The 26,473-nt window shown below is 62.3% G+C and carries 24 protein-coding genes and 1 tRNA gene; 17 read left to right on the top strand and 8 right to left on the bottom strand.

Annotated features, from left to right (window positions below; translation table 11 throughout):
• Positions 1 to 29: 29 nt before the first annotated feature.
• Complete coding sequence (locus M9924_09405; protein ID MCO5064624.1) at positions 30 to 638, bottom strand: TetR/AcrR family transcriptional regulator; 609 nt, start codon at positions 636 to 638, stop codon at positions 30 to 32.
• Positions 639 to 741: 103 nt separating this feature from the next.
• Between M9924_09405 and M9924_09400 the strand changes: the two genes are divergently transcribed.
• The 5 genes from M9924_09400 (at position 742) to M9924_09380 (ending at position 8,191) form a co-directional block, all read left to right on the top strand.
• A complete protein-coding gene (locus M9924_09400; GenBank protein MCO5064623.1) occupies positions 742 to 1,203 on the top strand; it encodes a (2Fe-2S)-binding protein in 462 nt (153 codons plus the stop codon).
• 2 nt (positions 1,204 to 1,205) lie between these two features.
• On the top strand, positions 1,206 to 3,482 hold the full coding sequence (locus M9924_09395) for a molybdopterin-dependent oxidoreductase (protein MCO5064622.1): 2,277 nt from the start codon (positions 1,206 to 1,208) through the stop codon (positions 3,480 to 3,482).
• Positions 3,483 to 3,675: 193 nt separating this feature from the next.
• Positions 3,676 to 4,824, top strand: a complete 1,149-nt coding sequence (locus M9924_09390) for an efflux RND transporter periplasmic adaptor subunit (protein MCO5064621.1) — start codon at positions 3,676 to 3,678, stop codon at positions 4,822 to 4,824.
• Complete coding sequence (locus M9924_09385; protein ID MCO5064620.1) at positions 4,824 to 7,970, top strand: efflux RND transporter permease subunit; 3,147 nt, start codon at positions 4,824 to 4,826, stop codon at positions 7,968 to 7,970. The genes M9924_09390 and M9924_09385 overlap by 1 nt, the downstream gene beginning before the upstream one ends.
• Before the next feature lie 62 nt (positions 7,971 to 8,032).
• Complete coding sequence (locus tag M9924_09380; protein MCO5064619.1) at positions 8,033 to 8,191, top strand: DUF3309 domain-containing protein; 159 nt, start codon at positions 8,033 to 8,035, stop codon at positions 8,189 to 8,191.
• Position 8,192: 1 nt separating this feature from the next.
• On the opposite strand, the gene M9924_09375 is transcribed toward M9924_09380, so the two are convergent.
• On the bottom strand, positions 8,193 to 9,389 hold the full coding sequence (locus tag M9924_09375; GenBank protein MCO5064618.1) for an MFS transporter: 1,197 nt from the start codon (positions 9,387 to 9,389) through the stop codon (positions 8,193 to 8,195).
• 238 nt (positions 9,390 to 9,627) lie between these two features.
• Here M9924_09375 and hemP point away from each other — a divergent pair, with 238 nt between their 5' ends.
• The 3 genes from hemP (at position 9,628) to M9924_09360 (ending at position 13,668) form a co-directional block, all read left to right on the top strand.
• The gene (hemP, locus tag M9924_09370) at positions 9,628 to 9,837 is read left to right on the top strand and encodes a hemin uptake protein HemP (protein MCO5064617.1); all 210 of its coding nucleotides are present in this window, start codon (positions 9,628 to 9,630) and stop codon (positions 9,835 to 9,837) included.
• Between the two features lie 173 nt (positions 9,838 to 10,010).
• Positions 10,011 to 13,478 (top strand): pyruvate carboxylase, encoded by a 3,468-nt coding sequence (gene pyc, locus M9924_09365; GenBank protein MCO5064616.1) that lies wholly within the window; start codon positions 10,011 to 10,013, stop codon positions 13,476 to 13,478.
• A 113-nt stretch (positions 13,479 to 13,591) separates the two neighbouring features.
• Positions 13,592 to 13,668, top strand: a tRNA-Met gene (locus tag M9924_09360).
• Between the two features lie 216 nt (positions 13,669 to 13,884).
• Here M9924_09360 and M9924_09355 read toward each other — a convergent pair.
• The 3 genes from M9924_09355 to M9924_09345 form a co-directional block, all read right to left on the bottom strand.
• Positions 13,885 to 14,064, bottom strand: a complete 180-nt coding sequence (locus M9924_09355) for a hypothetical protein (protein ID MCO5064615.1) — start codon at positions 14,062 to 14,064, stop codon at positions 13,885 to 13,887.
• 179 nt (positions 14,065 to 14,243) lie between these two features.
• Positions 14,244 to 14,453 carry a cold-shock protein gene (locus M9924_09350; GenBank protein MCO5064614.1) on the bottom strand — a complete coding sequence of 70 codons (210 nt, stop codon included), beginning with the start codon at positions 14,451 to 14,453 and terminating at the stop codon, positions 14,244 to 14,246.
• Positions 14,454 to 14,793: 340 nt separating this feature from the next.
• On the bottom strand, positions 14,794 to 15,393 hold the full coding sequence (locus tag M9924_09345) for a glutathione S-transferase family protein (GenBank protein MCO5064613.1): 600 nt from the start codon (positions 15,391 to 15,393) through the stop codon (positions 14,794 to 14,796).
• 207 nt (positions 15,394 to 15,600) lie between these two features.
• On the opposite strand from M9924_09345, the gene M9924_09340 reads away from it, so the two are divergent.
• Positions 15,601 to 16,389 (top strand): SDR family oxidoreductase, encoded by a 789-nt coding sequence (locus M9924_09340; protein ID MCO5064612.1) that lies wholly within the window; start codon positions 15,601 to 15,603, stop codon positions 16,387 to 16,389.
• A gap of 35 nt (positions 16,390 to 16,424) precedes the next feature.
• On the opposite strand, the gene M9924_09335 is transcribed toward M9924_09340, so the two are convergent.
• Positions 16,425 to 17,090, bottom strand: a complete 666-nt coding sequence (locus M9924_09335) for a glutathione S-transferase family protein (GenBank protein ID MCO5064611.1) — start codon at positions 17,088 to 17,090, stop codon at positions 16,425 to 16,427.
• A 275-nt stretch (positions 17,091 to 17,365) separates the two neighbouring features.
• Here M9924_09335 and M9924_09330 point away from each other — a divergent pair, with 275 nt between their 5' ends.
• The 8 genes from M9924_09330 (at position 17,366) to M9924_09295 (ending at position 25,107) form a co-directional block, all read left to right on the top strand.
• The gene (locus tag M9924_09330; protein MCO5064610.1) at positions 17,366 to 17,659 is read left to right on the top strand and encodes a DUF1330 domain-containing protein; all 294 of its coding nucleotides are present in this window, start codon (positions 17,366 to 17,368) and stop codon (positions 17,657 to 17,659) included.
• The gene (locus tag M9924_09325; GenBank protein ID MCO5064609.1) at positions 17,652 to 18,515 is read left to right on the top strand and encodes a hypothetical protein; all 864 of its coding nucleotides are present in this window, start codon (positions 17,652 to 17,654) and stop codon (positions 18,513 to 18,515) included. Before M9924_09330 ends, M9924_09325 begins: the two co-directional genes overlap by 8 nt.
• Positions 18,512 to 19,381 carry an NAD(P)-dependent oxidoreductase gene (locus tag M9924_09320; GenBank protein MCO5064608.1) on the top strand — a complete coding sequence of 290 codons (870 nt, stop codon included), beginning with the start codon at positions 18,512 to 18,514 and terminating at the stop codon, positions 19,379 to 19,381. The genes M9924_09325 and M9924_09320 overlap by 4 nt, the downstream gene beginning before the upstream one ends.
• Positions 19,382 to 19,500: 119 nt before the next feature.
• Positions 19,501 to 21,126 carry an NAD(P)/FAD-dependent oxidoreductase gene (locus M9924_09315; GenBank protein ID MCO5064607.1) on the top strand — a complete coding sequence of 542 codons (1,626 nt, stop codon included), beginning with the start codon at positions 19,501 to 19,503 and terminating at the stop codon, positions 21,124 to 21,126.
• A 180-nt stretch (positions 21,127 to 21,306) separates the two neighbouring features.
• Complete coding sequence (locus M9924_09310; protein MCO5064606.1) at positions 21,307 to 22,398, top strand: ABC transporter ATP-binding protein; 1,092 nt, start codon at positions 21,307 to 21,309, stop codon at positions 22,396 to 22,398.
• On the top strand, positions 22,398 to 23,270 hold the full coding sequence (locus M9924_09305; GenBank protein ID MCO5064605.1) for an ABC transporter permease: 873 nt from the start codon (positions 22,398 to 22,400) through the stop codon (positions 23,268 to 23,270). The genes M9924_09310 and M9924_09305 overlap by 1 nt, the downstream gene beginning before the upstream one ends.
• Complete coding sequence (locus M9924_09300) at positions 23,270 to 24,070, top strand: ABC transporter permease (GenBank protein ID MCO5064604.1); 801 nt, start codon at positions 23,270 to 23,272, stop codon at positions 24,068 to 24,070. The genes M9924_09305 and M9924_09300 overlap by 1 nt, the downstream gene beginning before the upstream one ends.
• 230 nt (positions 24,071 to 24,300) lie before the next feature.
• The gene (locus M9924_09295; protein ID MCO5064603.1) at positions 24,301 to 25,107 is read left to right on the top strand and encodes a GntR family transcriptional regulator; all 807 of its coding nucleotides are present in this window, start codon (positions 24,301 to 24,303) and stop codon (positions 25,105 to 25,107) included.
• An 8-nt stretch (positions 25,108 to 25,115) separates the two neighbouring features.
• On the opposite strand, the gene M9924_09290 is transcribed toward M9924_09295, so the two are convergent.
• Both M9924_09290 and M9924_09285 read right to left on the bottom strand, forming a co-directional pair.
• The gene (locus tag M9924_09290) at positions 25,116 to 25,841 is read right to left on the bottom strand and encodes a ribonuclease activity regulator RraA (GenBank protein ID MCO5064602.1); all 726 of its coding nucleotides are present in this window, start codon (positions 25,839 to 25,841) and stop codon (positions 25,116 to 25,118) included.
• Positions 25,842 to 25,896: 55 nt separating this feature from the next.
• Positions 25,897 to 26,373, bottom strand: coding sequence for a cupin domain-containing protein (locus tag M9924_09285; protein MCO5064601.1), 477 nt, complete (start codon positions 26,371 to 26,373; stop codon positions 25,897 to 25,899).
• Positions 26,374 to 26,473 lie beyond the last annotated feature (100 nt).

Here is a 26,473-nt window from a genome sequence, read left to right as displayed (position 1 = left end):
GGTCAAATCGGCGCAGCCAGGGGCAGGACCTATTTTTTCAATGCAAGTTCGATGACGCGGATAAGCTGGCGGAGCGCGGTGCGCTGGGTCTCGATATCCGAGACACGATGCTTGACGCCCTCAAGTCCGTCGACCAGCAACTCGGCAAGCACCTGCGCGGTCAGGCCCCGCGCGGCAAGGTCGACGCCGGTCGACGCGGCCTCGGCCTCGATGGCCTCCTTGAACAGCCCGACAGACCTTTCATGCCAGTCATGCATGAAACCGCCGGAAAGCTCATGCTTCATGTCGATCAGTTCGGACCCGTGCGGCGAAGCATTCACCTTGGCCATGATCGAGATCATGCCCTGATCGATCGATTGAAACAGGCGTTCCGAAAGCGAGCCCGGACCGTTGAGAACATTTTCAAGACGCATGGCCGAGCGCTCGAAAACGCGCACCGCGCCCTCCTGGAATATGTCCGCCTTGTTGCGGAAGAGCAGGTAGAGCGCCGGACGCGACATACCCGCCGCCTTCGCGATGTCGTCCATCGACGTGCGCTGGTAGCCATAGGAGAAGAATGCCTTCATCGCGCCTTCGAGCGCGCGCAGCTTCTTGGCATCGTCCGGTCCGTCACTGGGCAGTGAAATATCGAAAGGCATGATTCAGAACAGTTTTATTCTTTACCACCATATGCTTGACAAATTATACCAAAATTGTCAATCTGTCATCGCCGTATCGCTGGACGAGAGTGAAGGTATCCCCATGCGCCTGATTGTAAACGGTAATTCCCTCGAAATCGACGTTGATCCTGAAATGCCCCTGCTGTGGGCGCTGCGCGACATTGCCGGCATCACGGGGCCGAAGTTCGGATGCGGAATTGCCGCATGCGGTGCCTGCACGGTCCATATCGACGGTGTCCCGGTGCGTTCCTGTTCAATGCCGGTCGGCGGCGTCGAAGGCGAGATCACCACCATCGAGGGGCTTTCTCAGGATGGCAAACTGCACCCTGTGCAACAGGCATGGCTGGAGACACAGGTGGCGCAATGCGGATACTGCCAGGCAGGCCAGATCATGACGGCAGTTGCCTTGCTCGATGAAATCGAAAACCCGACGGATGCGGATATCGACAATGCAATGGGCGGCAACCTCTGCCGCTGCGGTACCTATCCACGCATCCGCGCGGCGGTGAAGCGCGCCGCAGCCCTCAAGACCGCGGGGATCTGACCATGGCCAGCCTTGGGAAAATCGCTCGGCGAACCTTCCTGCTCGGCGCGGCCGCAATGGCGGGCGGCGTCGCGGTCGGATACTGGTATGTCAATCGGCCCTACCCCAATCCGCTCGACGGCGAGTTGGAGGAAGGCGAAGCGAGTTTCAATCCCTTCGTGAAGATCGGGTCCGACGATACGATCACGATCATCGCGCCGCGTGCCGAGATGGGACAGGGGATTTCCACTACGCTCGCGGCCTTCGTGGCCGAAGAACTCGATGTGACGCTGGACAAGATCAGGGTCGAGCATGGCCCGGCATCCTATGCCTACTACAATTCGGAAATTATGGCCGAGGGCGGGCCGTTCAATTTCTTCGACGACAGTTTTTTGGCCGAACTGACCCGCAGCGCTTTGGGATCGGTCGGCAAGGTGCTCGGCTTGCAGGCGACCGGAGGATCATCTTCGACGCGTGACGGGTTCGATAGGATGCGGCAGGCGGGCGCGGCGACGCGCGCCGTGCTGATGCAGGCCGCCGCGAAGCGCTTGTCCGTGCCGCAGGCGGAACTGGCCACCGAAAATGCCCGCATCGTGCACAAAGGCTCGGGCCGCAGCGTGAGCTATGGCGAGGTGGCGCTCGATGCAGCGCGCATCGGACCGCCGAACTCGGTTCGGCTTCGCGACCGCAAGGACTGGAAGCTGCTCGGCAAGCCGCAACCGCGCGTGGACATGATGGACAAGGTGACAGGCGCGCCGATCTTCGGGATCGATGTGCGCCTGCCCGACATGCTCTACGCCACCGTCCGCATCAGCCCCGTATTTGGCGCGAAAGCAGTGAAAGCTGACCTTTCAAAGGCCGAGGCGCTTCCCGGCGTGGTCAAGGTGATGCCGCTGGAAACGGTCTATGGTTCGGGTTTCGGCGTGATCGCGGAAAATACATGGGTCGCATTCAAGGCAGCCGAAGCCATTGAAGTCGAGTGGGGCGCTCCGAACAATTCCCCCGACACCGACGGCCTGATGCAGGCCATTGCCGAGGCTGCCGCAAAAGGTGAAGGCGACGTGATGCGGGACGACGGCGATGTGGATGTCGCCTTCGCCGACGCGCCGCAGGCGCAGCTTGTCGAGGCCGAATACCGGGTGCCCTATCTGTCGCACGCGCCCATGGAGCCGATGAACTGCACGGCGCAACTCAAGGACGGCCACCTGACGATCTGGGCGCCGAACCAGATGCCGACGCTGATCCGCTGGCTGTGCGCGGACCTTGCCGGGGTGTCGCAGGAGCAGACCACGGTGCACACGACCTCGATGGGCGGTGGGTTCGGGCGGCGCGGCGAACTCGACTATGCGCTCTTTGCCACCCTGATCGCAAAGGAGGCCGGCGGACGCCCGGTCAAGATGACATGGACACGCGAGGAGGACATGCAGCACGACTGCTACCGACCCGCCTATGTGGCGAGGATGCGGGCGCGGCTCGGCGCGGACGGCATGCCCGAAGCGCTCGACCTGAGGATCGCGGGACAGTCGATCATGGCAAGCCTCGTGGGCCGGATATTCCCGGGCCGCTCGGCCCCCGGCCCGGACCGGATGACCACGGACGGAGCGCACAACCAGCCCTATACGATCCCGAACTATCGCGTGACCGGGATAACCGCTCCGCTCACCCTGCCGGTGAGTTTCTGGCGTTCGGTCGGCAATTCGCAGAACGGCTTTTTCCATGAGAGCGCGATAGACGAAATCGCCCATGCAGGAAAAATCGACCCCGTCGAATTGCGGCGCAAGCTGATGGCGAACTATCCGGCGGCGGTCGCTGTGGTCGACAAGGTGGCGGCCATGTCGAACTGGGGCGAGACGCTGTCTGAAGGAAAGGCGAAGGGGTTTGCCTTCTCCTTGTCCTTCGGAAGCTGGTGTGGGCAGGTGATCCAGATCGCACAGACCCCGGAAGGAATCAGGCTGGAAAAAATGTGGATTGCGGTGGATGTCGGAACGGCGCTCGATCCGGGCATCATCGACCAGCAGATGGTCTCCGGTGCGATCTTCGGCCTGTCCGCTGCGATGAACCAGAAGATCACTTTCGCCGAGGGCCGCGTGGAGCAATCGAATTTCCACGATTTCGACGCGATGCGCATGTTCCAGTGCCCGCAATTCGAGGTCGCCGTGCTGGAAAACTTCCATCGCATGGGCGGCGTCGGCGAAGTGGGAACGCCGCCTGCCGCACCCGCGCTGGCGAACGCCGTGTTCGCGCTGACCGGCAAGCGTGTCCGCTCGCTCCCGCTGTCGGACGAGGTGACATTTGTGTAACAGCGCTCGCGACCATCTGGCTTCCACGGTGCGGTGTGATCTTTTGGCTGCTGTATTGAGGCGACAAACTCGTATATGAAACGCGGAAACTTCGGACATGTACGAAATTCGATTGAAGACATGTCGGCTCCGCCCCATATCAGGCGTCCTTGAGACGCTCGGGCACCGCAGACACAACGGACAGTGAACGGCAATGGCCAGGTACAGATTCCACAAGATCGCGGCGGTCGCCGTGCTGGTCGCCTTCGCGGCATGGATGGGGACAGGAAAGTTCTCTTCGGTCGGCAGCGCATCCGCCGAAGGCGACGGCGCCGAAAAGGCGGAACAGGCCAAGCCGGCTGACGCCGAGGCAAAGGCGGAGCTGCGCACCGTCGCTGTGATGAAACCGCCGAGGATCGAGCACGCGCGCGCCATCCGCATTTCCGGCCAGACACAGGCCGACAAGCGCGCAGTGCTGGCCACGCGGGCCGGGGGTGTGATCGCCGAACTGCCGGTCAAGGAAGGCGACCGGGTCAAGGCGGGCGACCTGATTTTGCGGCTGGAAGCCGAGGAAAAGCCCGCGGCCATCGAGACGGCCACGCAACTCGTGAACCAGCGAGAGGCCGAACTGGAAGCCGCCCGGCAGCTTTCGAAGACCGGAAACCTTGCCAAGTTGCAGCTTGCAACCGCGGTTTCGGCGGTTGCGGCGGCGCGCTCGCAACTTGAGACGGCGCGCGCCGATCTCGAGCGCACCCGCATCGTTGCGCCCTTCGCGGGCACCGTGGACGACGTGATCGTCGAGCTTGGCGCATCGGTGAGGGACGGCGGCGAGGTCGCCACCATGCTCAACCTCGATCCGGTGATCGTCAAAGGCGAAATCAGCGAACGCGACCTCGCGCATATCAGGATCGGCGACAAGGCCGAGGCCGCGCTGGTCAATGGCGACAAGGTCGAAGGCACGGTGCGCTATATCAGCCGCGAGGCGACGGCGGCGACCCGCACCTATCGCGTGGAAATCGCGATCCCAAATCCCGACGACAGGATATCGGCGGGCATGACGGCGGAACTGACGCTGCGCAGTACGCCGGTCGACGCGGTCGCGCTGCCGCGCTCGGTGGTGACGCTTTCGTCAACGGGCGACCTCGGCATCCGCGCCGTTGATGATGCCGGCAAGGTCGTGTTCTTTTCCATCGACCTCGTGGACGACACGCCGAACGGCCTGTTGCTGGCGGGCATCCCGGACGATGCGCGCGTCATCATGGCCGGCCAGGACCTCGTCAAGGAAGGCGACCAGGTCAAGCCGGTCGAGGCCGACCCTGCCCTGATCCAGAAGCTTGCGCAGGACGCAACCGGTACGCAGTGATGGATATCGTCAAACTCGCGATCCGCAATGCGCGGCTGACCCTTTCCGTTCTCCTGTTCCTCGTCATCGCGGGGGCGCTGGCCTATCGCGCCGTGCCGAAGGAAGCGGAACCGGACGTCGCCATCCCGATCATGTATGTCAGCCTGATCTATCAGGGCATTTCGCCGGAAGATTCCGAGCGCCTGCTGCTGCGGCCCGTCGAGGCGCAGTTGAAGAACCTCAAGGGCCTGAAGGAAATGCGGTCCGCCGCCTATGAGGGCGGCGGCTATGTGCTGGTCGAGTTCGACCCCTCGACCGATCTCGGCGACGCACTGATCGACACGCGCAACAAGGTGCAGGACGCCAAGCGCGACCTGCCGCAGGGTGTCGAGGAGCCGACCGTCAACGAGGTCAACCTCTCCGAATTCCCGGTGCTGGTGGTGACGCTTTCCGGCGACGTGCCGGAACGCGTGCTGACGGCGGCGGCGAAGGAATTGCGCGACCGGATCGAGGAAGTGCCGGGCGTTCTGGAAGGCACGCTGCAAGGCTCGCGCGACGAACTGGTCGAGGCGATCATCGACCCGATGCGGCTGTCTTCCTACGGACTAAGGCTCGAACAGCTCATCCAGGGCATGGCGCAGTCGAACAATCTCGTCGCGGCGGGCGCGATGGAAGGCTCGGAAGGCAAATACGCCATCAAGGTTCCGGCCCTGATCGAGACCCCTGAGGACGTGGCGACGCTGCCGGTGGTGGCCGGACCGAACGCAGTGGTGCGCGTGCAGGACATCGCGACCGTGCGCTCCACATTCGAGGACGCCGAGACGATCACGCGGCTGGACGGCAGGAACGCCATCGCCATCGAGGTCAAGAAGCGCATCGGCGCGAACATCGTCGAGACCATCGAGGGCGCGAAGAAGGTCGCCGACGAGTTCGTCAAGACCGCGCCCGAAGGCATGGTGGTGACCTACACGCAGGACAAGTCCGTCTTCGTAAACCAGCTCCTGTCCGATCTTCAGAACCATGTGCTGATCGCGGTCATCCTCGTCTTCATCGTCATTCTCTATGCGCTTTCGGGCCGCGCCTCGATGCTGATCGGCATCGCGATACCCGCCTCCTTCCTGATGGGCATACTGGCGCTGGCGCTGATGGGCTACACGATCAACATGATCGTGCTGTTCAGCCTCATCCTCGCGGTGGGCATGCTGGTGGACGATGCGATCATCGTCACGGAATTCGCCGAGCGGCGCATGTCCGAAGGCATGCCGCGCGAGCAGGCCTTCGAGCTTGCCGCCAAGCGTATGGCAGGGCCGGTGATCGCCGCCACGATGACACGCATCGCGGCTTTCTCGCCGCTCTTGTTCTGGCCGGGCATCATCGGCGATTTCATGAAATATCTGCCGATCACGCTGATCGTGACGCTGGCGGCTTCTATGGCCTATGCGCTGATCTTCGCACCGACGCTGGGAGCGATGTTCGCGAAAGCGCCGGAACATGAGGAAGAGCACAAGGACGGCCTCTACATGGCCGTGGTCAAGAAGGCCGTGCACTATCCGAAGACGGTGCTGGTGCTGACGGTCGCGCTTTTGGTGGCGGTGCCTTATGCCTATTCGCATTTCGGGCGCGGCGTCGAGTTCTTCCCTAATGTCGAGCCGGACTACGGCCTGCTCTACGTGCATGCGCGCGGCAATCTCTCGCTTGAGGAGATGGATGCCGCGACACGGCAGGCCGAGCGCCGGATGCTCGGCTGGCCGGGCATCAAGTCGGTCTATACGCGCGTCGGCAAGTCGCGCGGCGGCAACGAGATCCCGGAAGATGTCGTCGGCGTGATCCAGTACGAATTCGTCGACTGGCGCGAGCGCAAATCCGCGCATGAAATCCTCGACGAGTTGCGGCGCGAGATGGCGGGCATTCCCGGCGTCGATGTCGAGGTGCGCGTGCCGGAAGCGGGACCGCCCACTGGCAAGGCCGTCCAAGTGCAGCTATCCGCGACCAATCCGGAGGGGCTGAACGACAAGGCGCGTGAAGTCGCCGCAGTGGTCGCACAGGTTCCCGGCGTGATCGACCTCGATGACGGCCTGCCGCCGCCCGGCGTCGACTGGGCGCTGGAAGTCGACCGCTCGAAGGCCGCGCAGTATGGCGTGTCGCCCACTTCGGTCGGCACGGCGGTGCAGCTTGTCACCACCGGACTGAAGCTTACCGACTACCGGCCCGCCGGAGCCGACGATGCGGTCGATATTCGCCTTCGCCTGCCCGAACAGCGGCGCACGCTGACCGAGCTGGACCAGTTGCGCATCGAGACCGCGAACGGCTCGGTGCCGATCTCGAACTTCGTCTCGCGCAAGCCGGAACACACAGTCGGCATCCTGAACCGCATCGACGGAAAGCGCACCATCACCGTGCAGGCCAACGTCGCCTCGGGCTATCAGGTCAGCGCCGTACAGACCGAGGTCCGCGATGCGGTCGACAAGCTCGATCTTGCCGGCATCGACTGGAAGATGGCGGGGTCCGACGAGGACAGCGCGGAGGCGCAGGCCTTTCTCGGCAATGCGTTCGGAGCGGCGATCTTCCTGATCTTCATCGTGCTTCTGGCGCAGTTCAACAAATTCACGAGCGTCATCCTCGTTCTGTCCTGCGTGGTCATGGCGACCATTGGCGCGCTGCTCGGCATGATGCTCACCGGACAGTCCTTCGTGATCGTCATGTCGGGCATCGGCATCATCGCGCTGGCAGGCGTGGTGGTGAACAACAACATCGTGCTGATCGACACCTACGACCGGCTGCGTGAAGAGGGCTGGAACCGGCTCGACGCCGTGCTGCAGACCTGCCGCGAACGTGCGCGCCCGGTGGTGCTGACCGCGCTTTCGGCCATTCTCGGCGTGCTGCCCATCGCCTTCGGGCTCGGGCTCGAAATCTTCCATCACGAGACGACGATGAGCGCACCGTCCACGCAGTGGTGGATCGCGCTGTCCTCGGCAATCGTTTTCGGGCTGTCCTTTGCGACGGGCCTGACGCTCATCGTCACGCCCGCAATGCTGATGGTGTTTACCCGCGAAAAGCGCACTCCCGGCGAAAAGGGCTTGGTCGGACGATTGAAGGACCGGCTGTTTCGGCGCGGCGGGAAAGCCGCTCGCGCTGGGGACGACGCTCACGCGGCCCCGGCGGAATAAGGGAACCACAAGCCCGCCTCGCGCATTTCCTTCCCGGCCATACCATTTGGAGGGAATGAAATATGACGTTAGGCACACTTCTTCTCATCATATTGATTTTGATCCTGATCGGCGCGGTTCCGAGTTGGCCCTATTCGCGCGGATGGGGATACGGACCTTCCGGCATCGTCGGCGTGCTGTTGATCGTGGTGCTCGTGCTGCTGCTGATGGGCAGGATATGATTCAGATCATCTCGGGACCGGCGATCTGCCGGTCCGGCTGGAAATCGGCGGCCCGGACAAGCTCGGCGTAGGCGCACACCACGACGAGCGGTATCGACAGCGCAATATAAACCCACGAAAAGCCGACATGCTCGGCGGCAAAGCCGATGGCCGAAGGCGCCAGCAGGATGCCGGAATAGCCGATTGTCGTGACGACGCTCATGCCGGTGCTGGCGGAAATGCCGGGCTGGTTGCCGGCAGCCGAGAATGCGATGGGAACGATGTTGGCGATGCCGATGCCCGCGAACGCGAACGCGGCGATGACCAGCCACGCCCATGGCGACAGCCCCGCCACAAGAATGCCCGCAGCCGCAATGAGGCATGAGACGCGCATCGTCCTCACGGCTCCGAAGCGGTTTCGGACGCGGTCGCCCGCAAATCGCAGCGCCGCCATCGCTCCGGCAAAGAAGGCAAAGCCAAGACCGGCGGTCGCAATCGATGCTCCAAGCTCCTGCCGGAGATAGAGCGCGCCCCAGTCGAGCACCGCGCCCTCGGGTATCATGGCAAACAGCGCCACCGCTCCGACGAGATAGACCGCCGCAATGCGGGGCAGCCGCATCGGCTGCTTCGCCTCGCCCGTCGGCGGCTGCCTGTCCTCGATGACGAAGGGTGCGGCGGCGGCCAGCATCAGCGCCATCGCCAGCGTGACGCCGACGGCATGTGCGAAATAGCCGAAATTCTGGATCACCACGCCACCCAGACCACCACCGACGAAACCGCCAAGGCTCCAAAAGCCGTGCGACGACGACATGATGGCCTTCGACAGCTTTCGTTCGACGGCGACGGCATTGGAATTCATCGCGACATCCATCGCACCGACGACGCCCCCGAAGAAGAACATCGCAGCACCCGCAAGCGCGACATTGGGCGCGGAAACGACCGTCAGCAAAGACACCACGCAGGCGACGCCGAAGCCGCAGCCCACGCGCCGCGACCCGTATCGAGACATCAGCACGCCCGACAACGGCATGAACAGCATCGCCCCAAGGCCGAAGACGAGGATCAGGATGCCGAGCGTCGATTCCCGAATATCGAGCCGAGTAACAAGTTCCGGGATTTGCGGCGCCCAGCTGCCCACCAGAAAGCCATTCATGAAAAACAGGCCGGCCACCGCCCAGCGGCCACGCTCCTGCAACGCAAGACCACGCCCAGCACTCATGCGGATTCATTCCTTTCAAAAGCGCGCCACTCTTAAATCGGTTAGAATGGCGGTCAAGGATCATTCGACTGGTCCAGAAACCTCTCCTGCCTCAGGGCAGAAACGTCGACGCCAACGCACGCCCCTGAAATGCCGCCTGCAAATCCTATCTTGCATTCCACAATAAACTTGATATTTTTAGTCAAGAAATTTCAGGGTTCGCGTCGCGGGCCGGATTTCCATTAGCAAGGGGTCACCGATGAACACATACAATCCCCATTTCCATCGCTCGCTCAACACCGAGCGGACCGACACCCACCGCCCGCAGGAGGCCACGCGGCTTGGCGTTCGCACGGTAACCAGCAGCAGCCTGTTCGAACGGGGAGAACACGAAATCGGGATAGCGCATGGGGAGTCGCTTTACCGGCTGAAGATCACCCGTCAGGGAAAGCTGATCCTCAACAAATAGGGCGAGCGCGCAGCGCCCCCGATCTGTTCCGCAACAATCGATTCCGCCCGGCGGCAGAGACCCGTTGGCCTGAACCCGGATTGCACGGGACAATCCGTGCCAAATTTGTTTGCACTGCACAATTTTTCAGCTAATCAAAGAGGGTCAGTCTCACTGTCCCTCGGAGCGAGTGCGTGGCAATCAGAAAAATTCTCGTCGCCAACAGGTCGGAAATCGCCATACGCGTGTTTCGCGCGGCCAACGAATTGGGACTGAAAACAGTCGCCATCTGGGCCGAGGAAGACAAATATTCGCTGCATCGCTTCAAGGCGGATGAAAGCTACCAGGTCGGTCGTGGTCCATGGCTCGCGAAGGACATGGGGCCGATCGAAAGCTACCTGTCGATCGACGAGGTGCTGCGCGTCGCCAGATATTCCGGCGCGGATGCAATCCACCCCGGATATGGCCTGCTTTCGGAAAGCCCGGAATTCGCGGAAGCCTGCGCGGAAGCGGGGATTACCTTCATCGGGCCGAAGCCGGAGACCATGCGGCGGCTGGGCAACAAGGTCGCCGCCCGCAACCTCGCCATAGAGGTGGGCGTGCCGGTCGTGCCCGCCACCGACCCGCTGCCCGACGACATGGAGGAAGTGAAGCGGCTGGCCGCGAAGATGGGCTATCCGGTGATGCTGAAGGCATCCTGGGGCGGCGGCGGACGCGGCATGCGTGCAATCAGGGCCGAGGCCGACCTGCTGCGTGAGGTGACCGAAGGCAAGCGCGAGGCCAAGGCCGCCTTCGGCAAGGACGAGGTCTATCTGGAAAAGCTCGTCGAGCGCGCCCGCCATGTCGAGGTTCAGATCCTGGGCGACACGCACGGCAACGCCGTTCATCTGTTCGAGCGCGACTGCTCGATCCAGCGGCGCAACCAGAAGGTGGTCGAGCGCGCACCCGCGCCCTATCTCAATGACGCGCAGCGCAACGAACTGTGCGGACACGCGCTCAAGATCGCAAAGGAAACGAGCTATATCGGGGCCGGGACGGTCGAATTCCTGCAGGACGCGGACACCGGCCAGTTCTATTTCATCGAGGTCAATCCGCGCATCCAGGTGGAACACACCGTCACCGAGGCGGTGACCGGCATCGACATCGTCAAGGCGCAGATTCACATTCTCGACGGCTTCGCCATCGGCACGCCGGAATCGGGCGTGCCGAAGCAGCAGGACATCAGACTGAACGGCCATGCACTGCAATGCCGGATCACCACGGAAGATCCCGAGCAGAATTTCATCCCCGACTATGGCCGCATCACCGCATACAGGGGCGCGACCGGCTTCGGCATCCGGCTGGACGGCGGCACAGCCTATTCCGGCGCGGTCATCACGCGGTTCTACGATCCGCTCCTGGAAAAGGTGACGGCCTGGGCGCCGACTTCGGAAGAGGCGATTGCCCGCATGAACCGTGCGCTGCGCGAGTTCCGCATTCGCGGCGTGGCGACCAACCTGACATTTCTGGAAGCGATCATTTCCCATCCGAGCTTCCACGACAATTCGTATACCACGAAGTTCATCGACACGACGCCGGAGCTTTTCTCGCAGGTGAAGCGGCAGGACCGCGCCACCAAGCTCCTGAACTATCTGGCCGACGTGACGGTTAACGGCCATCCGGAAACGCGGGGGCGCCCCGCGCCCAACCCGGAAGCGGCCGCGCCAGTGGTTCCCTGGTACACGGGATCGGTGCCGGACGGCACAAAGCAGAAGCTGGACGCGCTCGGACCGGACGGTTTCGCGCGCTGGATGCGCGAGCAGCCGCAGGTCCTCATCACCGACACGACGATGCGCGACGGCCACCAGTCGCTGCTGGCGACGCGCATGCGCACCTACGACATAGCGCGCATAGCAGGCACCTATGCGCGCGCCCTGCCCCAGTTGCTTTCGCTGGAATGCTGGGGCGGCGCGACATTCGACGTCGCCATGCGCTTCCTGACCGAGGACCCGTGGGAGCGGCTCGCGAATGTGCGCGAGGCAGCCCCAAACCTGCTGCTCCAGATGCTGCTGCGCGGCGCAAACGGGGTCGGCTACACCAACTATCCCGACAATGTCGTCCAGCATTTCGTGAAGCAGGCCGCCAGTGGCGGCATCGACCTGTTCCGCGTGTTCGACTGCCTGAACTGGGTGGAAAACATGCGCGTGGCGATGGACGCCGTTCGCACCGAAGGCAAGCTCTGCGAGGCGGCCATGTGCTACACGGGCGACATACTCGACCCGGAGCGCGCGAAATACGATCTGCGCTATTATGTCGAGCTGGCGACCGATCTGGAAAAGGCGGGCGCCAACATCATCGCCGTCAAGGACATGGCGGGCCTGCTGAAACCGGGCGCGGCGCGCGTGCTGTTCAAGGCGCTGCGCGAGGCGACCGACCTGCCGATCCATTTCCACACCCATGACACGTCGGGCCTCTCCGCCGCGACCGTGCTGGCGGCGGTGGAGAGCGGCGTCGATGCGGTCGACGCGGCGATGGATTCCTTCTCGGGCAATACCTCGCAGCCCTGCCTCGGGTCGATTGTCGAGGCGCTGCGCGGCACGCCCTACGATCCGGGCCTTGATCCGCAATGGATCCGGCGCATCTCCTTCTACTGGGAGGCGGTCCGCAACCAGTACACCGCATTCGAAAGCGACCTGAAAGGTCCTGCCTCCGAGGTCTACCTGCACGAGATGCCGGGCGGGCAGTTCACCAATCTCAAGGAGCAGGCGCGCTCGCTCGGGCTGGAAACGCGCTGGCACGAGGTCGCGCAGGCCTATCACGACGTGAACCTGATGTTCGGTGACATCGTCAAGGTGACGCCATCGTCCAAGGTCGTCGGCGACATGGCGCTGATGATGGTGAGCCAGGACCTCAGCGTCGCCGATGTGGAGAACCCGGCGAAGGACATCGCCTTTCCCGATTCGGTCGTGTCCATGCTGCGCGGCGATCTCGGGCAATCGCCCGGCGGATGGCCGAAAGACCTGCAGAAAAAAGCGCTCAAGGGCGACAAGCCATATACCGAGCGGCCGGGCTCGCTGCTCAAGCCCGCCGATCTGAAGGCAAGCCGCGCCGACATCGAGGCGAAGCTTGGCCGCAAGCTCAGCGAATATGAGTTTGCGTCCTGGCTGATGTATCCGAAGGTGTTCACGGATTTCGCGGCGGCGCAGGAGGCCTACGGCCCGGTGAGCGTGCTGCCGACCTTGACCTATTTCTACGGCATGGGGGCGGAAGACGAAGTATTCGTCGACATCGAGCGCGGCAAGACGCTCGTGATCCGCTGCCTCGCCATCGGCGACACCGACGAGAAGGGCATGGTGACGGTGTTCTTCGAGCTGAACGGGCAGCCGCGCCGCATCAAGGTGCCGGATCGCGCACATGGCGCTTCCAACGGCAAGGCGCGCCGCAAGGCCGAGGCAGGCAACGAACTGCATGTCGGCGCCCCCATGCCGGGCGTTGTCTCGACGCTTGCGGTCGGCGCGGGCCAGGCCGTCAAGGCGGGCGACGTGCTGCTCTCGATCGAGGCAATGAAGATGGAGACGGCGCTGCATGCCGAGCGCGACGGGACAATCGCGGAGGTGCTGGTGCACAGCGGCGACCAGATCGACGCCAAGGATTTGCTGGTGGTTTTCGCGGCGGACGCCTGAGCGGCATTTTTGGACGGTTCGGACCAATCCGAAACTTGACAGGCCGCGCCGGGCAATCCTATATCCGCGCGTCTTCAGGACAGCGCCGCGCGGAAACGCAAGGCAAACCTTGAGGCGGAGTAGCTCAGTTGGTTAGAGCAGAGGAATCATAATCCTTGTGTCGGGGGTTCAAATCCCTCCTCCGCTACCAAGCAAAAGTCAAATGAAATCAATATAATAGAATTTTCGGACTGCTCGAACGATTGCCGGTCGATGGCACGAGTCGGGTTGTATAACGGGGATATCCCGCCGGCGGCCGCTGGCCGGGCGCGCTCCAACAATTCGGACCAAATGGGCGCAGCGCGACAAAGCCGGGCGACTCGTGCTCTTCCAATTCCTGCAATTCGCGGAATATGACGGGCAATGCTTACCGGTTGCCTTCGGCAGCCTCCGCCTTCAGTCGGGCCGCGCGCAGACGCTTGGTCTTGGCCTCGCGTTTCGCCGCTTCTGCGTCAGAGATGGCGCGAGCCGCAGCGTTTGTCACATCCGCCTTCAAAGCATTTCGGCCGGTTCTCGTTAGATGGGACGCTTCGATTTTTCGGGGCAAGACGTTCTCCGTGTCAAAAAAAGCAAAAGGCCGGGCACCAACCCGACCTTCCTCGCCACTCACAGTTCCCTGCAGTTGTGCGGCACTCAAATAGCTATCTGCCATTTCATGCGCAGCCGCGTGCAGTTACCTTCATGGCTCGCCGCAGTACATCCGTGCAAGCGAGCCTTTCGGAGTGCTTATGCCGCCTGAAGATTTTCAGCGGCAGACTTGCCGGAACGGCGATCCGCAACCACGTCGAACGACAATTTCTGTCCCTCGACAATCGATCGCATGCCCGCCCGTTCCACGGCGGAAATATGGACGAACACGTCCGCACCACCATTATCGGGGGCAATGAAGCCAAAACCCTTGGTGGCATTGAAGAACTTAACTGTACCAGTATTCATGACGATCACCTTTCAATCGCTCATAGTTTCAGTTGCGATCGGCGGCCGCCAATCGCATGAAAAAATCGAAGTTGAAAGAAGAAGATCGCCAGATGCGCCACAGCGCGGTAACAAAGTTCAACGGCAAGTTCGATGAACACTATATAGAGGCTTCAATCCCGGAAATCAAGCCTCGTAGTACTTCAATAAATCCTGCCTCAGCCGCCGTCCGTCCCGCTCGTCAGATGGCCGAACGCCGAATATGCGCCTTCCTCGCGTATGCGGACGAGTTCTTGCAAGAGACCGGGCGAATTCGAGTGCCCGACACTGTGAGGACGCCGCGTCCTGACCACGCTGCCGCTCAGTCCGGATCGAAATGATTCTGCTCGGGAATGATGTGCTTTTGGAAGGGTGCGCGCTCGCATAGCCGGGCGTACCATTCCTCGACATGCGGGAATCTGGGGCGGTCCGGGTCGAACAACACCCAGCGGTGAATCGCCGGCCCGACCGAAATATCGGCAATCGTGAAGCTGTCGCCCGCAAGATAGGACTGCTTCGCCAGCTGGTCGTCCAGCGTCTTGACCTGCTTCGGCATTTCCGCCTTGCCTTTTTCGGCGAGCGCCGGGTCGCGCAGGTGACTGGCCAGCCGCGTGATGTGCAGCACCAGATAGGTGGTGATCGGATCGAGATGCTCGTTCGCCCACGACCCCCAGCCTATCGCCCGGCCAAATGTCTCGACATCGTTCCCATAAAGGTCGGGCGCGTATTTCAGCGCGATATAGGCAAGGATCGCATTGGACTCCCAAAGCACGTAGTCGCCGTCCTTGATCGTCGGAAGCGTTCCGTTCGGGTTCATCGCCCGATATTCCGGCGTGTTGACGATACCGAAGGGCTCGCCGCCCTTGGAGATGTGCCCGCCCGGTCCCATGAACGCGCTGGCGAGCGTCAGTTCGAAGGGCAACCCCGCCTCCTCCAGACACCATAGAGCGCGCTGGGTGCAACCGGAGGTTGGCCTTCCCCAAATTCTTATCATCTTGATGTCTCCGATGGCCGCGTGGCCGCATTGGTGCTTGGAATCGACGCCAAAGTTGTATTATCTATAAAACAACATTTCAAGCGGTCTGCGCAGAGCCGGCGCAACCCCGCACGAGCTCCTGGAGCATTGACCTTGTCCGATATCGCAACACAAGACCTGCTTTCGCTGAATGGAAAGGTCGCACTGGTAACCGGGGCAGGCCGGGGCATTGGGCAAGCCACTGCTGTCAGGCTGGCGAGCGCCGGAGCCGCCGTTGCGCTGTGCGACCGCAGCCCGGACCAATGCGAGGAGACGGCGGCCCTGTTGTCGGCGATGGGCGCGCAGCATGCATCTGTTTGCGGTGACCTGTGTTTAACATCAGACATATCGAAGATTGCGGAGGATACATTCCGGGCGCTTGGCCGCCTCGACATACTCGTCAACAACGCCGCGCTGCGCGGCGTTTCAAGCTGGGATGGTCTCCGCGAATCCGATTGGGACCGGTATATGGCGGTGAACTCCAAGGCGCCCTTCTTCATGTCGCAAGCCGCGGCGAAGATCATGGCGAAACAGGGTGGCGGGTCGATCGTCAGCATCGCATCGACCGCCGCCATTCGGCCCGTATCGCAGAAGGTCGACTATAACATGGCGAAAGCCGCCGTGGTGGCGATGACGCGCTCGCTCGCGGTGGAACTCGGCAAGCTGAACATCCGCGTCAACGCCGTGGGGCCGGGCGCGACCAACACGCGCGGCGGACAGGAGCAGCAGGACAGCGACAGCAACCGCAAGCAGGCCGAAGCCTGGATCAGTCGGCTCGCATTGCCGGTCGGCTTCGCAGAACCGGACGACATCGCCCGTGCGGTGCTCTATTTCGCAAGCCCCGCCTCTAATTATGTCACCGGGCAGGTGCTGTACGTCGATGCCGGCTATCTTGCCGGCTAATAAACGTAGTTTCCCGAGCGCCCGAAGGTGCGAAATCAACCCAGGTGCAGCTCGCGCGGCGCGATGTGCTTCTGAAACGCCGGGCGTTCGGCAAGCCGGGCATGCCACGCTTCCAGCACGGGCATCGCGGGACGCTCAAGGTCGAACAGGAACCAGCGATGAACGGACGGGGCGACCAGAATATCGGCGATGCTGAATGTGTCGCCAAGCAGATAGTCGGATTTGGCGAGTTCGGTTTCGAGAATGCGCAGCTTCTTGATGAAGGTCTTGCGCGCCTCCTCGACCAGCACAGGATCGCGCTGTTCTTCAGCCAACCGCACGAGATGGAACACGAAAACATACATCGAAGGGTCGAAATGCTGGTTCGACCACGCGCCCCACTGAACCGCGCGCGTGAAGCGGGACAGGTCGTTGCCGTACAGGTCCGGGGCATGGTTCAGGGCCACATAGGAGACCACGGCAAGCGATTCCCAGAGCGTGAAATCGCCCTCCTTGATCGTCGGCACCACGCCGTTGGGGTTCATCGCCAGATATTCGGGCGTGTCCACGACGCCATACGGCTTCGCGCCGGTCGAAATGTGCCCTTCAGGACCCATGATGCCGCTCGCGAGGATGAGGTTGTACGGCACCTTCGCTTCCTCGAGCGACCACAACACGCGCTGCGTGCAGCCGGAATTCGGACGTCCCCAAAGCGTCAGCATGTTCTTTCTCCGGAATATGGAAGACGATAATGTATTAACTTTCATACTTATGCGACAGCCGAAGTCAACATGCCCGTTTCAGGCGCTGCTTTCATTTCGATCCGGCCCCAGGCACTTTTTATTCCACGAAAGCGGCAATTTCCAGATTTGCAAGCGTTGAACCAATCCGGTGCAACCCTAGCCTATTGACATCGGATATCGCAGCGGCCAATTGTCGAAATGTAGCATACTTAATGCATATAGACGTCGCGACGCGACGGCAGGAGGAGATGCAGGTGCCAAGCGCATATATCATTTCTCAAGTCGAACTCTTCGATGAAGAAGCGTTCGCCGAATACAAGGCCGCCGCACCGGCATCCGTCGAGAAATTTGGCGGCGAGTATCTCGTGCGCGGGGGGCGCTATCAATCCCTGGAAGGCAGGGAGCCGCACTCGCGCATCGTCGTGATGAAATTCGAAAGCTATGAAAAGGCGCTCGCCTGGTACAATTCCGAAGAATATACGCGCCTGAAAGCCATTCGTTCGAAGGCCGCGCGGGGCGACATCCTGTTGGTGGAAGGCCTTGACTGACGAGCAGGCTCCATCGCGATTGCGCATGATGTCGAACACGACGGATTCGGGCGACGGCAAGGTGGCCGCGGCAGCTGACCTGCTGGCTTCGGCCTATCGCAATCGCAAGCAGGTGGTCCTGCCCGAAAGCCTGATGCCGCTCGACCTTGACGAGGCCACGCTGATGCAGGACGCCGTGGCCGACCTCATCGGGCGGCGCTGCGTCGGCTGGAAACTCGGCCTGACCAACACATATTCGCAGAACGCGCTTGGATTTCCGCATCCGTTCACCGGCAGGCTGTATTCAGATATGGTCCAGCGCACGCCCGCCCGTTTCTCGATGGGTCAGTTCATCCAGCCCCTCATGGAGACCGAAATCGCATTTCGCATGGCGCGCGACCTGCCTTGCCGGATCGAAACCTATGGCGAACAGGAAGTGCTGGATGCGGTGGAAACCGCGCTGGTCGGCGTGGAGATCGCCGATAGCCGCAGCCTTGGCACATGGCCGTTTCCGATCCCGCTTCTCGCGGCAGACAACGGCGCCACGGGAGGCTTCGTGATCGGACCCGACATAGAAGACTGGCGGTCGCGGGCGCTTGAGGAAATCCCGGCCACGCTGGAGTTCGATGGCGTCGAGGTCTCGGGACCTGTCGAGCAGGCGGCGCGCACATTTCCGATCCCTGTCCTGGTTTGGGGCATCAATGCGCTTTCGCGCCGGAACATAGACGTGAAAGCGGGCGACATCATCGCCACCGGGTCGACCTGCGTCCCGAAAACATTCAATACGCCGGTTCATGCAATTGCCCGATTTGAAGGAATAGGCGACATAAGCATTCTCATAGAGCCGCTGCACAACGCGTCCGGGAGGTCCGGTTGAACGCCGTCGGTTTCGTCGGACTGGGGAACATCGGGGCCCCGATCGCCAATTGCATCGCAAAGGCGGGTGCACGCCTCCACGTCTACGACATCTCTCCGACGCCGGATCGCGTGCCGCAGGACGCCATTTCGGAAGCCTCGCCGCGCGCGCTCGGCGCAAACACGGAGATCGTATTCCTCTGCCTTCCCTCCGCCGAGGCTGGACATTCCTTTGCAGCCGAAGTCGCAACCCTCGAATCCCGACCGAAGATCGTCGTCGACACCTCGACCATTGGGCCGAGCGGCGCGGCATCGCTTTCCAGGGCGCTCGCCGCAAGCGGCATCGCCTACATCGATGCCCCGGTCTCGGGCGGAGTGGCACGCGCCGTCCGCGCGGACCTGACCTCGATGGTGGCAGGCGACCCCGCCGCCGTGGAGGCAGCAGCACCATGGATCCGGGCCTACAGCTCGAAGATCGTCAACATGGGCGCAAAGCCCGGCCTCGCGCAGGCCATGAAACTCGTGAACAACTACGCGTCCGTCGCCTGCATGCTCAGCACCAGCGAGGCGATCAGCTACGGCCTGCGGCAGGGCCTCGGCATGGATGCCATGCTGGAGGTGATGAACACGTCATCGGGGCAGAGCTTCGTTTCCTCGGTGCTGTTTCCGAAGCATATCGCAAACGGCGCGTTCGACAGCGCCGCACCCGCGCGGATCGTGGCCAAGGACCTGGCGCTGTTCCTGCGCGAGGCCGATCTTGCGGGCACCTCGCACACCATCGGCGATGAAGCGCTCTCGCTGTTTACGGGCTACAGCCCGGAAAACCCGGAAGAGGACTGGCTCCACATTTTCGAGTTCATCCGCGACAGGGGCAACCGTCCGGGATGAGACAGTCGGCAATCGTCGTCCGCCTCGATGCTTGACATTAAATGTATTAAGAATAATACCTTTCTCCTTTCAGAATGGTCCGAGCGGTGTCTACGGAAAGTTCAGGGAGGAAGCAGTCGGTGGTCAATTCTCTTCAATCGGATGTGGTCGTCATCGGTGCCGGGCACAACAGCCTGACCGCAGCGGCCTATCTCGCAAAGGCGGGTCTTTCGGTGACTGTGCTGGAAGCGCGCGAGCGCATCGGCGGCGGCACGGTGACCGAGGAACTCACCCTGCCCGGCTTCCGGCATGACACGTTTTCGACGGGCCACCCATGGCTGCTCACCAATCCGATGCTCGCCGACAACGAGCTTGGAATCGTCAATTCGACGCTGTCCTATATCGGTCACGATCCGGTCGTGGTGTTTTCTTTCCCGGACGGCCAGTCGCTCACCATGTGGCGCGACAAGCATCGCACTTCGAAGGAGATTGCCCGGTTTTCAAAGCATGATGCCGAAGCATGGCTCGACCTCTATGAGTTCTGGGAGCGCATTTCGCCACGACATCTGGCGCGCGTGCGCAACGCGCCGGGGCAGGCTCCCGAATGCCCGGCGGACGAAGCCGGGGCAGAGGCGGATTATGTTGCGCTCGTTGCCGCCAGCGCCGCCGAAACCGTCAACACGCGCTTCGAGACCGACTATGTGCGGGCAATGATGCTGTGGTTCGCATCCGCCGCGACGCAGCCGCTGGGCCGCAGGGGAACCGGCCTGCTGCCTGTCTCGGTGCCCATCGACTGGTCGAAGCATGGATGGATCAATGCCCGTGGCGGCTCGTCAAGCCTGCCGGAAGCGCTGGCCGGCGTCGTGCGCAACCGGGGCGGGCAGGTGCTGACATCCGCGCCGGTGAAGGAAATCATTGTCGACGGAGGCAGGGCGACGGGCGTCAGGACAAGCGACGGACGCCATTTCACTGCACGCAAGGCGGTGCTTTCGAGCATGCATTTCACACGGCTGGAAGGCACCCTGCCACGCGGCCAGCTTCCGGCGGAATTCGTTGAAAAATCCCGCAACTGGCGCTCGGGGGCGTCCCTGTTCGTGGTCCAGATCGCGCTCGCGAAACCACATAAGATCAGGACGGTGCAAGGCTCGGTGGCAGCCGTTCTTACCGGTCGCGCTTCCGTCGACGGCCTGCTCAATCAGTTCGAATCGATTGGCCGCAACGAGCTTGCCATGTCGGATCCTTACATATTCGGGGCCTGTTCGACCTGGATCGACCCGTCACGTGCGCCGACAGGTGCGGCCACGCTGAAGCTGGTCACGCTGGCGCCCTATGACCTGAACGGGGACCGTGGCAATTGGGAAGGCGCCAAGGCCGACTATGCGCAATGGCTGCTCGATCAATATGCGGACCTGACCGAAGGATTCGACCGCGCCGACGAGTTGGGTCGGTTCGTGCAGTCACCGGTCGACATCGAGGCAACGAATTCGTCCTATCAGCGCGGCAATCCGCAAGGCGGCGACATGCTGCCCGACCAGGCGGGCCTCAACAGGCCGGTCAAGGGCTGGGCCAACTACCGCATGCCGGTGCCGGGGCTGTACCAGACAGGCTTCACCACGCATCCCGGCGGTCCTGTGAGCGGCTGGCCGGGCCGCCATGCCGCCCGCGCCGTGCTCGAAGACTTGCAGATCGATGCCGACAAGGCGTTCAATGCGGGCCGCCAGCCGGATTCCTTCTCCTGCGAGATTGTCGAACTGGCCAGACTGTAACGGCTAGGCACGGCTGCTTTATTTTGGAATCAATCGCGACGCCGCCCCGCCGGCAAGGATGATGCGGGCTGCGCAAACTTGACATGAAAGGTATTATACATAATACCTTTTGAAGGGTCTGTGTTCGCAAGAAGAACATGACCCCAATCGACCTGATCTACCGAGGGAGGAAGGGATTTCATGGCCGAGCTAAAACTGGAGGCTCTGACCAAGACCTACGACAGTTCGCGCAATGTGCTCGACGGGATCGATCTCGTCGTGCGCTCGGGAGAATTCATATCCCTGCTCGGGCCGTCCGGTTGCGGAAAATCGACCGCCCTGCGCATCATCGCCGGTCTGATCGAGCCCAGTTCCGGGCGGGTGCTCGTGGGCGACCGCGACATCACCGACCTCCCCGCGCACGCCCGAAACGCCGGTCTGGTGTTTCAAAGCTACGCCCTGTTCCCGCATATGACGGTCGCGGACAATATCTCGTTCGGCCTGGAGATGCGGGGCGCGGCCCGGCGGAACACGCGCAAGCAGGTTGAGGAGGCGCTGGCCATGGTGCGGCTCGAAGGGCTTGGCGGGCGCATGCCCAAGCAGCTTTCGGGCGGCCAGCAGCAGCGCGTCGCACTGGCGCGCGCCCTGGTCATCAGGCCGGACATATTGCTGCTCGACGAGCCGCTGTCGAACCTTGACGCCAAGCTGCGCGAGGAGATGCGCTCGGAAATCCGCGACCTTCAGCTGCGCTCCAAAATCACCACCGTGTTCGTCACGCACGACCAGGAGGAAGCGCTGACGATGTCGGACCGCGTCGCGGTCATGCAGCGCGGGCAGATCATCCAGAGCGCCATTCCGACAGAACTCTACGAGCAACCCGCGACGGCTGAAGTCGCCGCCTTCATCGGGCGTGTGAACCGGCTCGACGGCGTGGCCCTTCGCAGGCAAGGCGATCGCACGCTGGTCGGCGTCGAGGGCACTGGCGAGATCTGGGTTCCGCGCGCCTTCAAGGATGGAGAGCGCGTCACCGTGATGTTCCGCCCGCACAAACTGCATTTTGGTGCAAAGGGTGGGGGAGCAAAAGGGGACGCAACGCGTCTCGACGGCGAAGTTTCGAAAGTCGTCTATTCGGGCGGCTACGCGCAGGTCTACGCGAAGATCGCGGGCAAGACGATCCTCGCCGAATGCCCGAGCCATCACCCTGAATGGAAAAATCTCTCTCCCGGCGACCGGATTTCGCTGTGGTGCGACGTCGCCGACACGCTGGCCTATGCCGAAAGCGAGGCGAACTGATGGAGAAGCGAGCGATCACCGACCGCAAGGCGCTGAGGAAAAGCGGCGAGGCCGTCCTTCTGACGCTGCCCATGATGCTGCTCATCGGTCTCGGCTTTCTCGTGCCGCTTATCTGGATCGGGCGGATTTCCTTCCAGCCCGTGATCGAGGGCAGCACGCTGCTCGAAGGCTTCACCTTCGATAGCTATGCCCAGTTCTTCGGCGACCCCTTCTATCGCAGCGCCGCCCTGCGCTCGATCCAGCTTGCCGTTACGGTGACCATACTCGCACTGCTGGTGACCTATCCGATCGCGCTCTTCCTGCACCGCACGGAGAGCCGCTGGCGGTCGGTGCTGGTCGTCATCACCATCGCGCCGTTGCTGGTCAGCGCGGTTGTGCGCACCTATGGCTGGATGGTCATTCTGGGCGATGCGGGCTGGGTAAATTCCGTCCTGCGCATGCTCGACCTGCCGACCCTGCGCCTGTTCAACAACTATACCGGCACGGTGATCGGCCTGACCGAGATCATGATGCCCTATATGGCGCTCGGGCTTATCGCGGGGTTCAACAGGATCGACCCGACGCTCGAGGAGGCCGCCGCCTCGCTGGGGGCGACGCCGATGCGCAGGTTCCTGCGCGTCACGCTGCCGCTGAGCCTGCCCGGCGTCGGGCTGGGCTGCCTCCTGTCCTTCGTGCTGACCATGAGCGCCTTCGTGACGCCGAGCCTGCTCGGGGGCGGCCGGGTTTTCGTGGTCGCGACCGAGATCTACAATCAGGCGATTGCCGTTCTCAACTGGCCGCTCGCGGCGGCCATGTCGGTGGTGACGCTGGTGTTCTTCGTGGTGGTGCTGGTTTTCTACAACCGGATCAGCCGTCGCTGGGAGGTCCTGTGATGCGCCCTTCCCCGCTCGCCGTCTGGCTGAACCGCATTCTCATCACGCTGCTGTTCATCTTCCTCCTGGCCCCGGTGTTTCCGGTCATCATGATGTCGTTCACCAACGACCCCTACATCATGTTCCCGCCGCAGACATGGGGCGTGGAAGCCTATTGGAACATTCTCCAGAACAGGGCTTTCGTGGCGGGCGCGCAAAACAGCCTCATCATCGGCGTCATCGTCACCGTGCTGGCGCTGGCGGTCGGCATTCCCGCTGCCTATGCCATTGCACGGCTGCCGCTGCCGGGCCGCGACACGCTGCTGGCGCTGTTCACCTCGCCGCTGATCGTGCCAAACATCGTGTTTGCGCTCGGCCTTCTGCTGGTGCTGGTCTATTTCGGCCTTCTGGGCAGCTATTTCGGCCTGATCGTCGCGCACACCGTGCTGGTGGTCCCATTCGTCATCCGCATACTCCTGACCGCGCTGAACACCATGCCCGCCGAAGTGGAAGCCGCGGCGTCGACGCTCGGCGCGACGCCGGTCAGGGTCTTTATGCGCATCACGCTGCCATTGCTGCGACCGGCCATTCTCGCGGCGGCGGGCCTCAGCTTCCTGTTGTCCTTCGACGAGGTGACCGTATCGCTGTTCATCGTGGGCACCAGCGTGAACACGCTGCCGGTGGCGCTGTTCAGGTACACGCAGAGCCATACCGACGCGCAGATTGCCGCCTTGTCGGTGGTCCTCATCCTGATCACCATCGTCATCGTCCTTGCGGTCGAACGGACGGTGGGATTGATGAAAGGACTGGGCCGGCATTGAATTGTTCGGGGGCGGCGACAAGTTGCGCCCTCTCGGGAGATCAAAAAATGTTGGATAAATCAACGGGTTCCAACTTCACCATTGTTCCAATTTCCGGGAACACGAATATAGAGCGTTTCATAGACTTTTCATTGAGCAAGCACGCGACGCTTTTTCTTTGACGAGGGACCATCGCCGGGAGCAGCAACGGAATTTTGGGGCACGCATTTGTGCACGGGAAGGACTTTGAAATGACGCGCAAAGGGCCGATGCCGCTCGCTCTCTATCACCAGATCTACATGGTGCTGCGCGAAAAGCTGCTCGGTGGCGAGTTTCCCGTCAATCAGGCGATCCCGAGCGAAGTCGCCCTTGCCGAGCAGTATGGCGTGTCCCGGGTCACGATCCGTGCCACGCTTGAAAAGCTGGAGAGCGACGGGCTGATCTCGCGCGAAAAGGGGCGGGGTACGTTTCCGATACCGCCGAAGCCGCTCGTCTCGAAAGCGGCCCCGGCGGATATGAGGGGTTTCCTCGACAGCCTCGTGCAACTCGGCCTGCGAACCAAGGCCAAGGTGCTGGAGTTCGAATACACCGTGCCGTCGCCTGAAATAGCCGACCGGCTGGGCATCGGACCCGGCGGCGTGGTGCTGCGCACGACGCGCCTCTACACGTCGAAGGGCGCGCCCTTCTCCTATGTCACCGGCTATCTGCGCGAAGAGATCGGCAGGACCTTCACCAAGGCGGACCTGGACAAGGGACCCATGCTGCCATTGCTCGAAAAGACCGGCGTGAGGGTCGCGCGCGTCGAGCAGGTCGTGACCTCGCGGCTGGCGGACCCGAATGTGGCAAAGTACCTCGACGTTCCGATCGGCTCCGCCGTCACGCTGATGGAACGTGTCATCTTCGACGAAACGGGCCGCGCGCTCGACGTCAATATCGGCCTTTACAGGCCCGACCGCTACACATTCCAGCTCGATCTTGAGCGCCCGGCAGACGGCAGCGCGGCGTCATGGACAAGCGCCGCCCAGCTCGAAAGCCCGGCCAACTCCGAAGCCCCATAAGGCATCGCTTATTTTTTCGTGTCGCGCTCGCGCCGATACGCCGCGAGAATTTCCTCGCTCGGCGGATAGACGCCGACGATGGAGTTGCCCTCCGCGATCCGGCTCTTGAGATAAACCTCAAGATCCTCCTGCTCGCGGCTGTCGCGCGCAACTTCATCGGCAAGATCACGCGGCACGACCACCACGCCATCCTCGTCGCCGGCGAGCACGTCGCCCTGCATCACCGCCACACCGCCGCAACCGATGGCGCAGCCGAGATCCGCCCCGAAATGCGCAGTCAGCGTGGGCGGGGCAGCAGCCCCATTGCAGTAGATGGGCAGGTCCATTTCCCGCAGTTCGCGCACGTCGCGCATCGGCCCGTCGCTGACGACGGCGGCGACCCCGCGCACCTGAAGGCGAAGCGCGAGAATATCGCCGAGCACGCCCGCCCGGACATCGCCCCGGCAATCGACGACGAGGACGTGCCCCGGCGGGACGGTCTCGATTGCCTTGCGGGGCGGATAGTCCGGGTTCGACAGAACGTCGCCCTGGCTGAGGTCCTCGCGCATCGGGATGAAGCGAAGCGTAAAGGCTTCTCCGGCGAACGTGCGCGGCGTGCTGTTCAGCGGCTTCGCACCGACGATAAGGACGTTGCGAATGCCGCGCTTGCGCAGTTGCGATGTGATCGTCGCGGTGCTGACCGATTTGAGGACATCAATGGTGTTTTCGGCAAGCGGCTTGAGCGTACGCTGCACGGGCCGTCCCCCAGCTTGGTATCAGGGCCTGTCAATCTGGACGAAAAGCGCGGTGCTATTCCAGAGAAACTTCGTCGGTCTTGCCCGGAATCTTGTCGATCGTGTTGGTGTCGTACTCGGCGGGCGACAGGATTTCGAAGGTTTCGAGGTCGTCGGAATAGTCAAGCACGCCATGATAGATGTGCGGCGGGAGATAGAGGAAATCGCCGGGGTGAAGCACATATTCGCCATGGTCCTCGATCTCGAACCGCACCCATCCCCGCAGGACGAGCACGCACTGGAAATCGACCGTATGCTGGTGCGGTCCGGTGCCGCCGCCAAAGGGCAGCTTCACGCGTTCTTCCTTGGGAATCTTGGGATGCACGATATGCGCGAAATACTTTCCTCCGGTCGCCTCCTTCAACCCGAGATCGCGATACTCGTTGAAAACGCGGGACCCATGCGTGCCCTCGATGTAGGTGGGCTGCGACGCCTGATGAAAAACCGCGCCCTTTGCGCGGCTGACATAGAAATTCTTCGAACGTTCGGACATTCCGGTTTCACTCCCTGATCATGTGCCGCAGCTTCGCTTGCAGCTCAAAAATAAGTATTATAGATAAGACTTCTACAGTCAATGTGCGCGCTTGACGCAT

Source organism: Rhizobiaceae bacterium, from assembly GCA_023953835.1.
In the GTDB taxonomy this organism is placed as follows: Bacteria; Pseudomonadota; Alphaproteobacteria; order Rhizobiales; family Rhizobiaceae; genus Mesorhizobium_G.
This window is presented reverse-complemented; position numbering and strand designations above follow the sequence as displayed.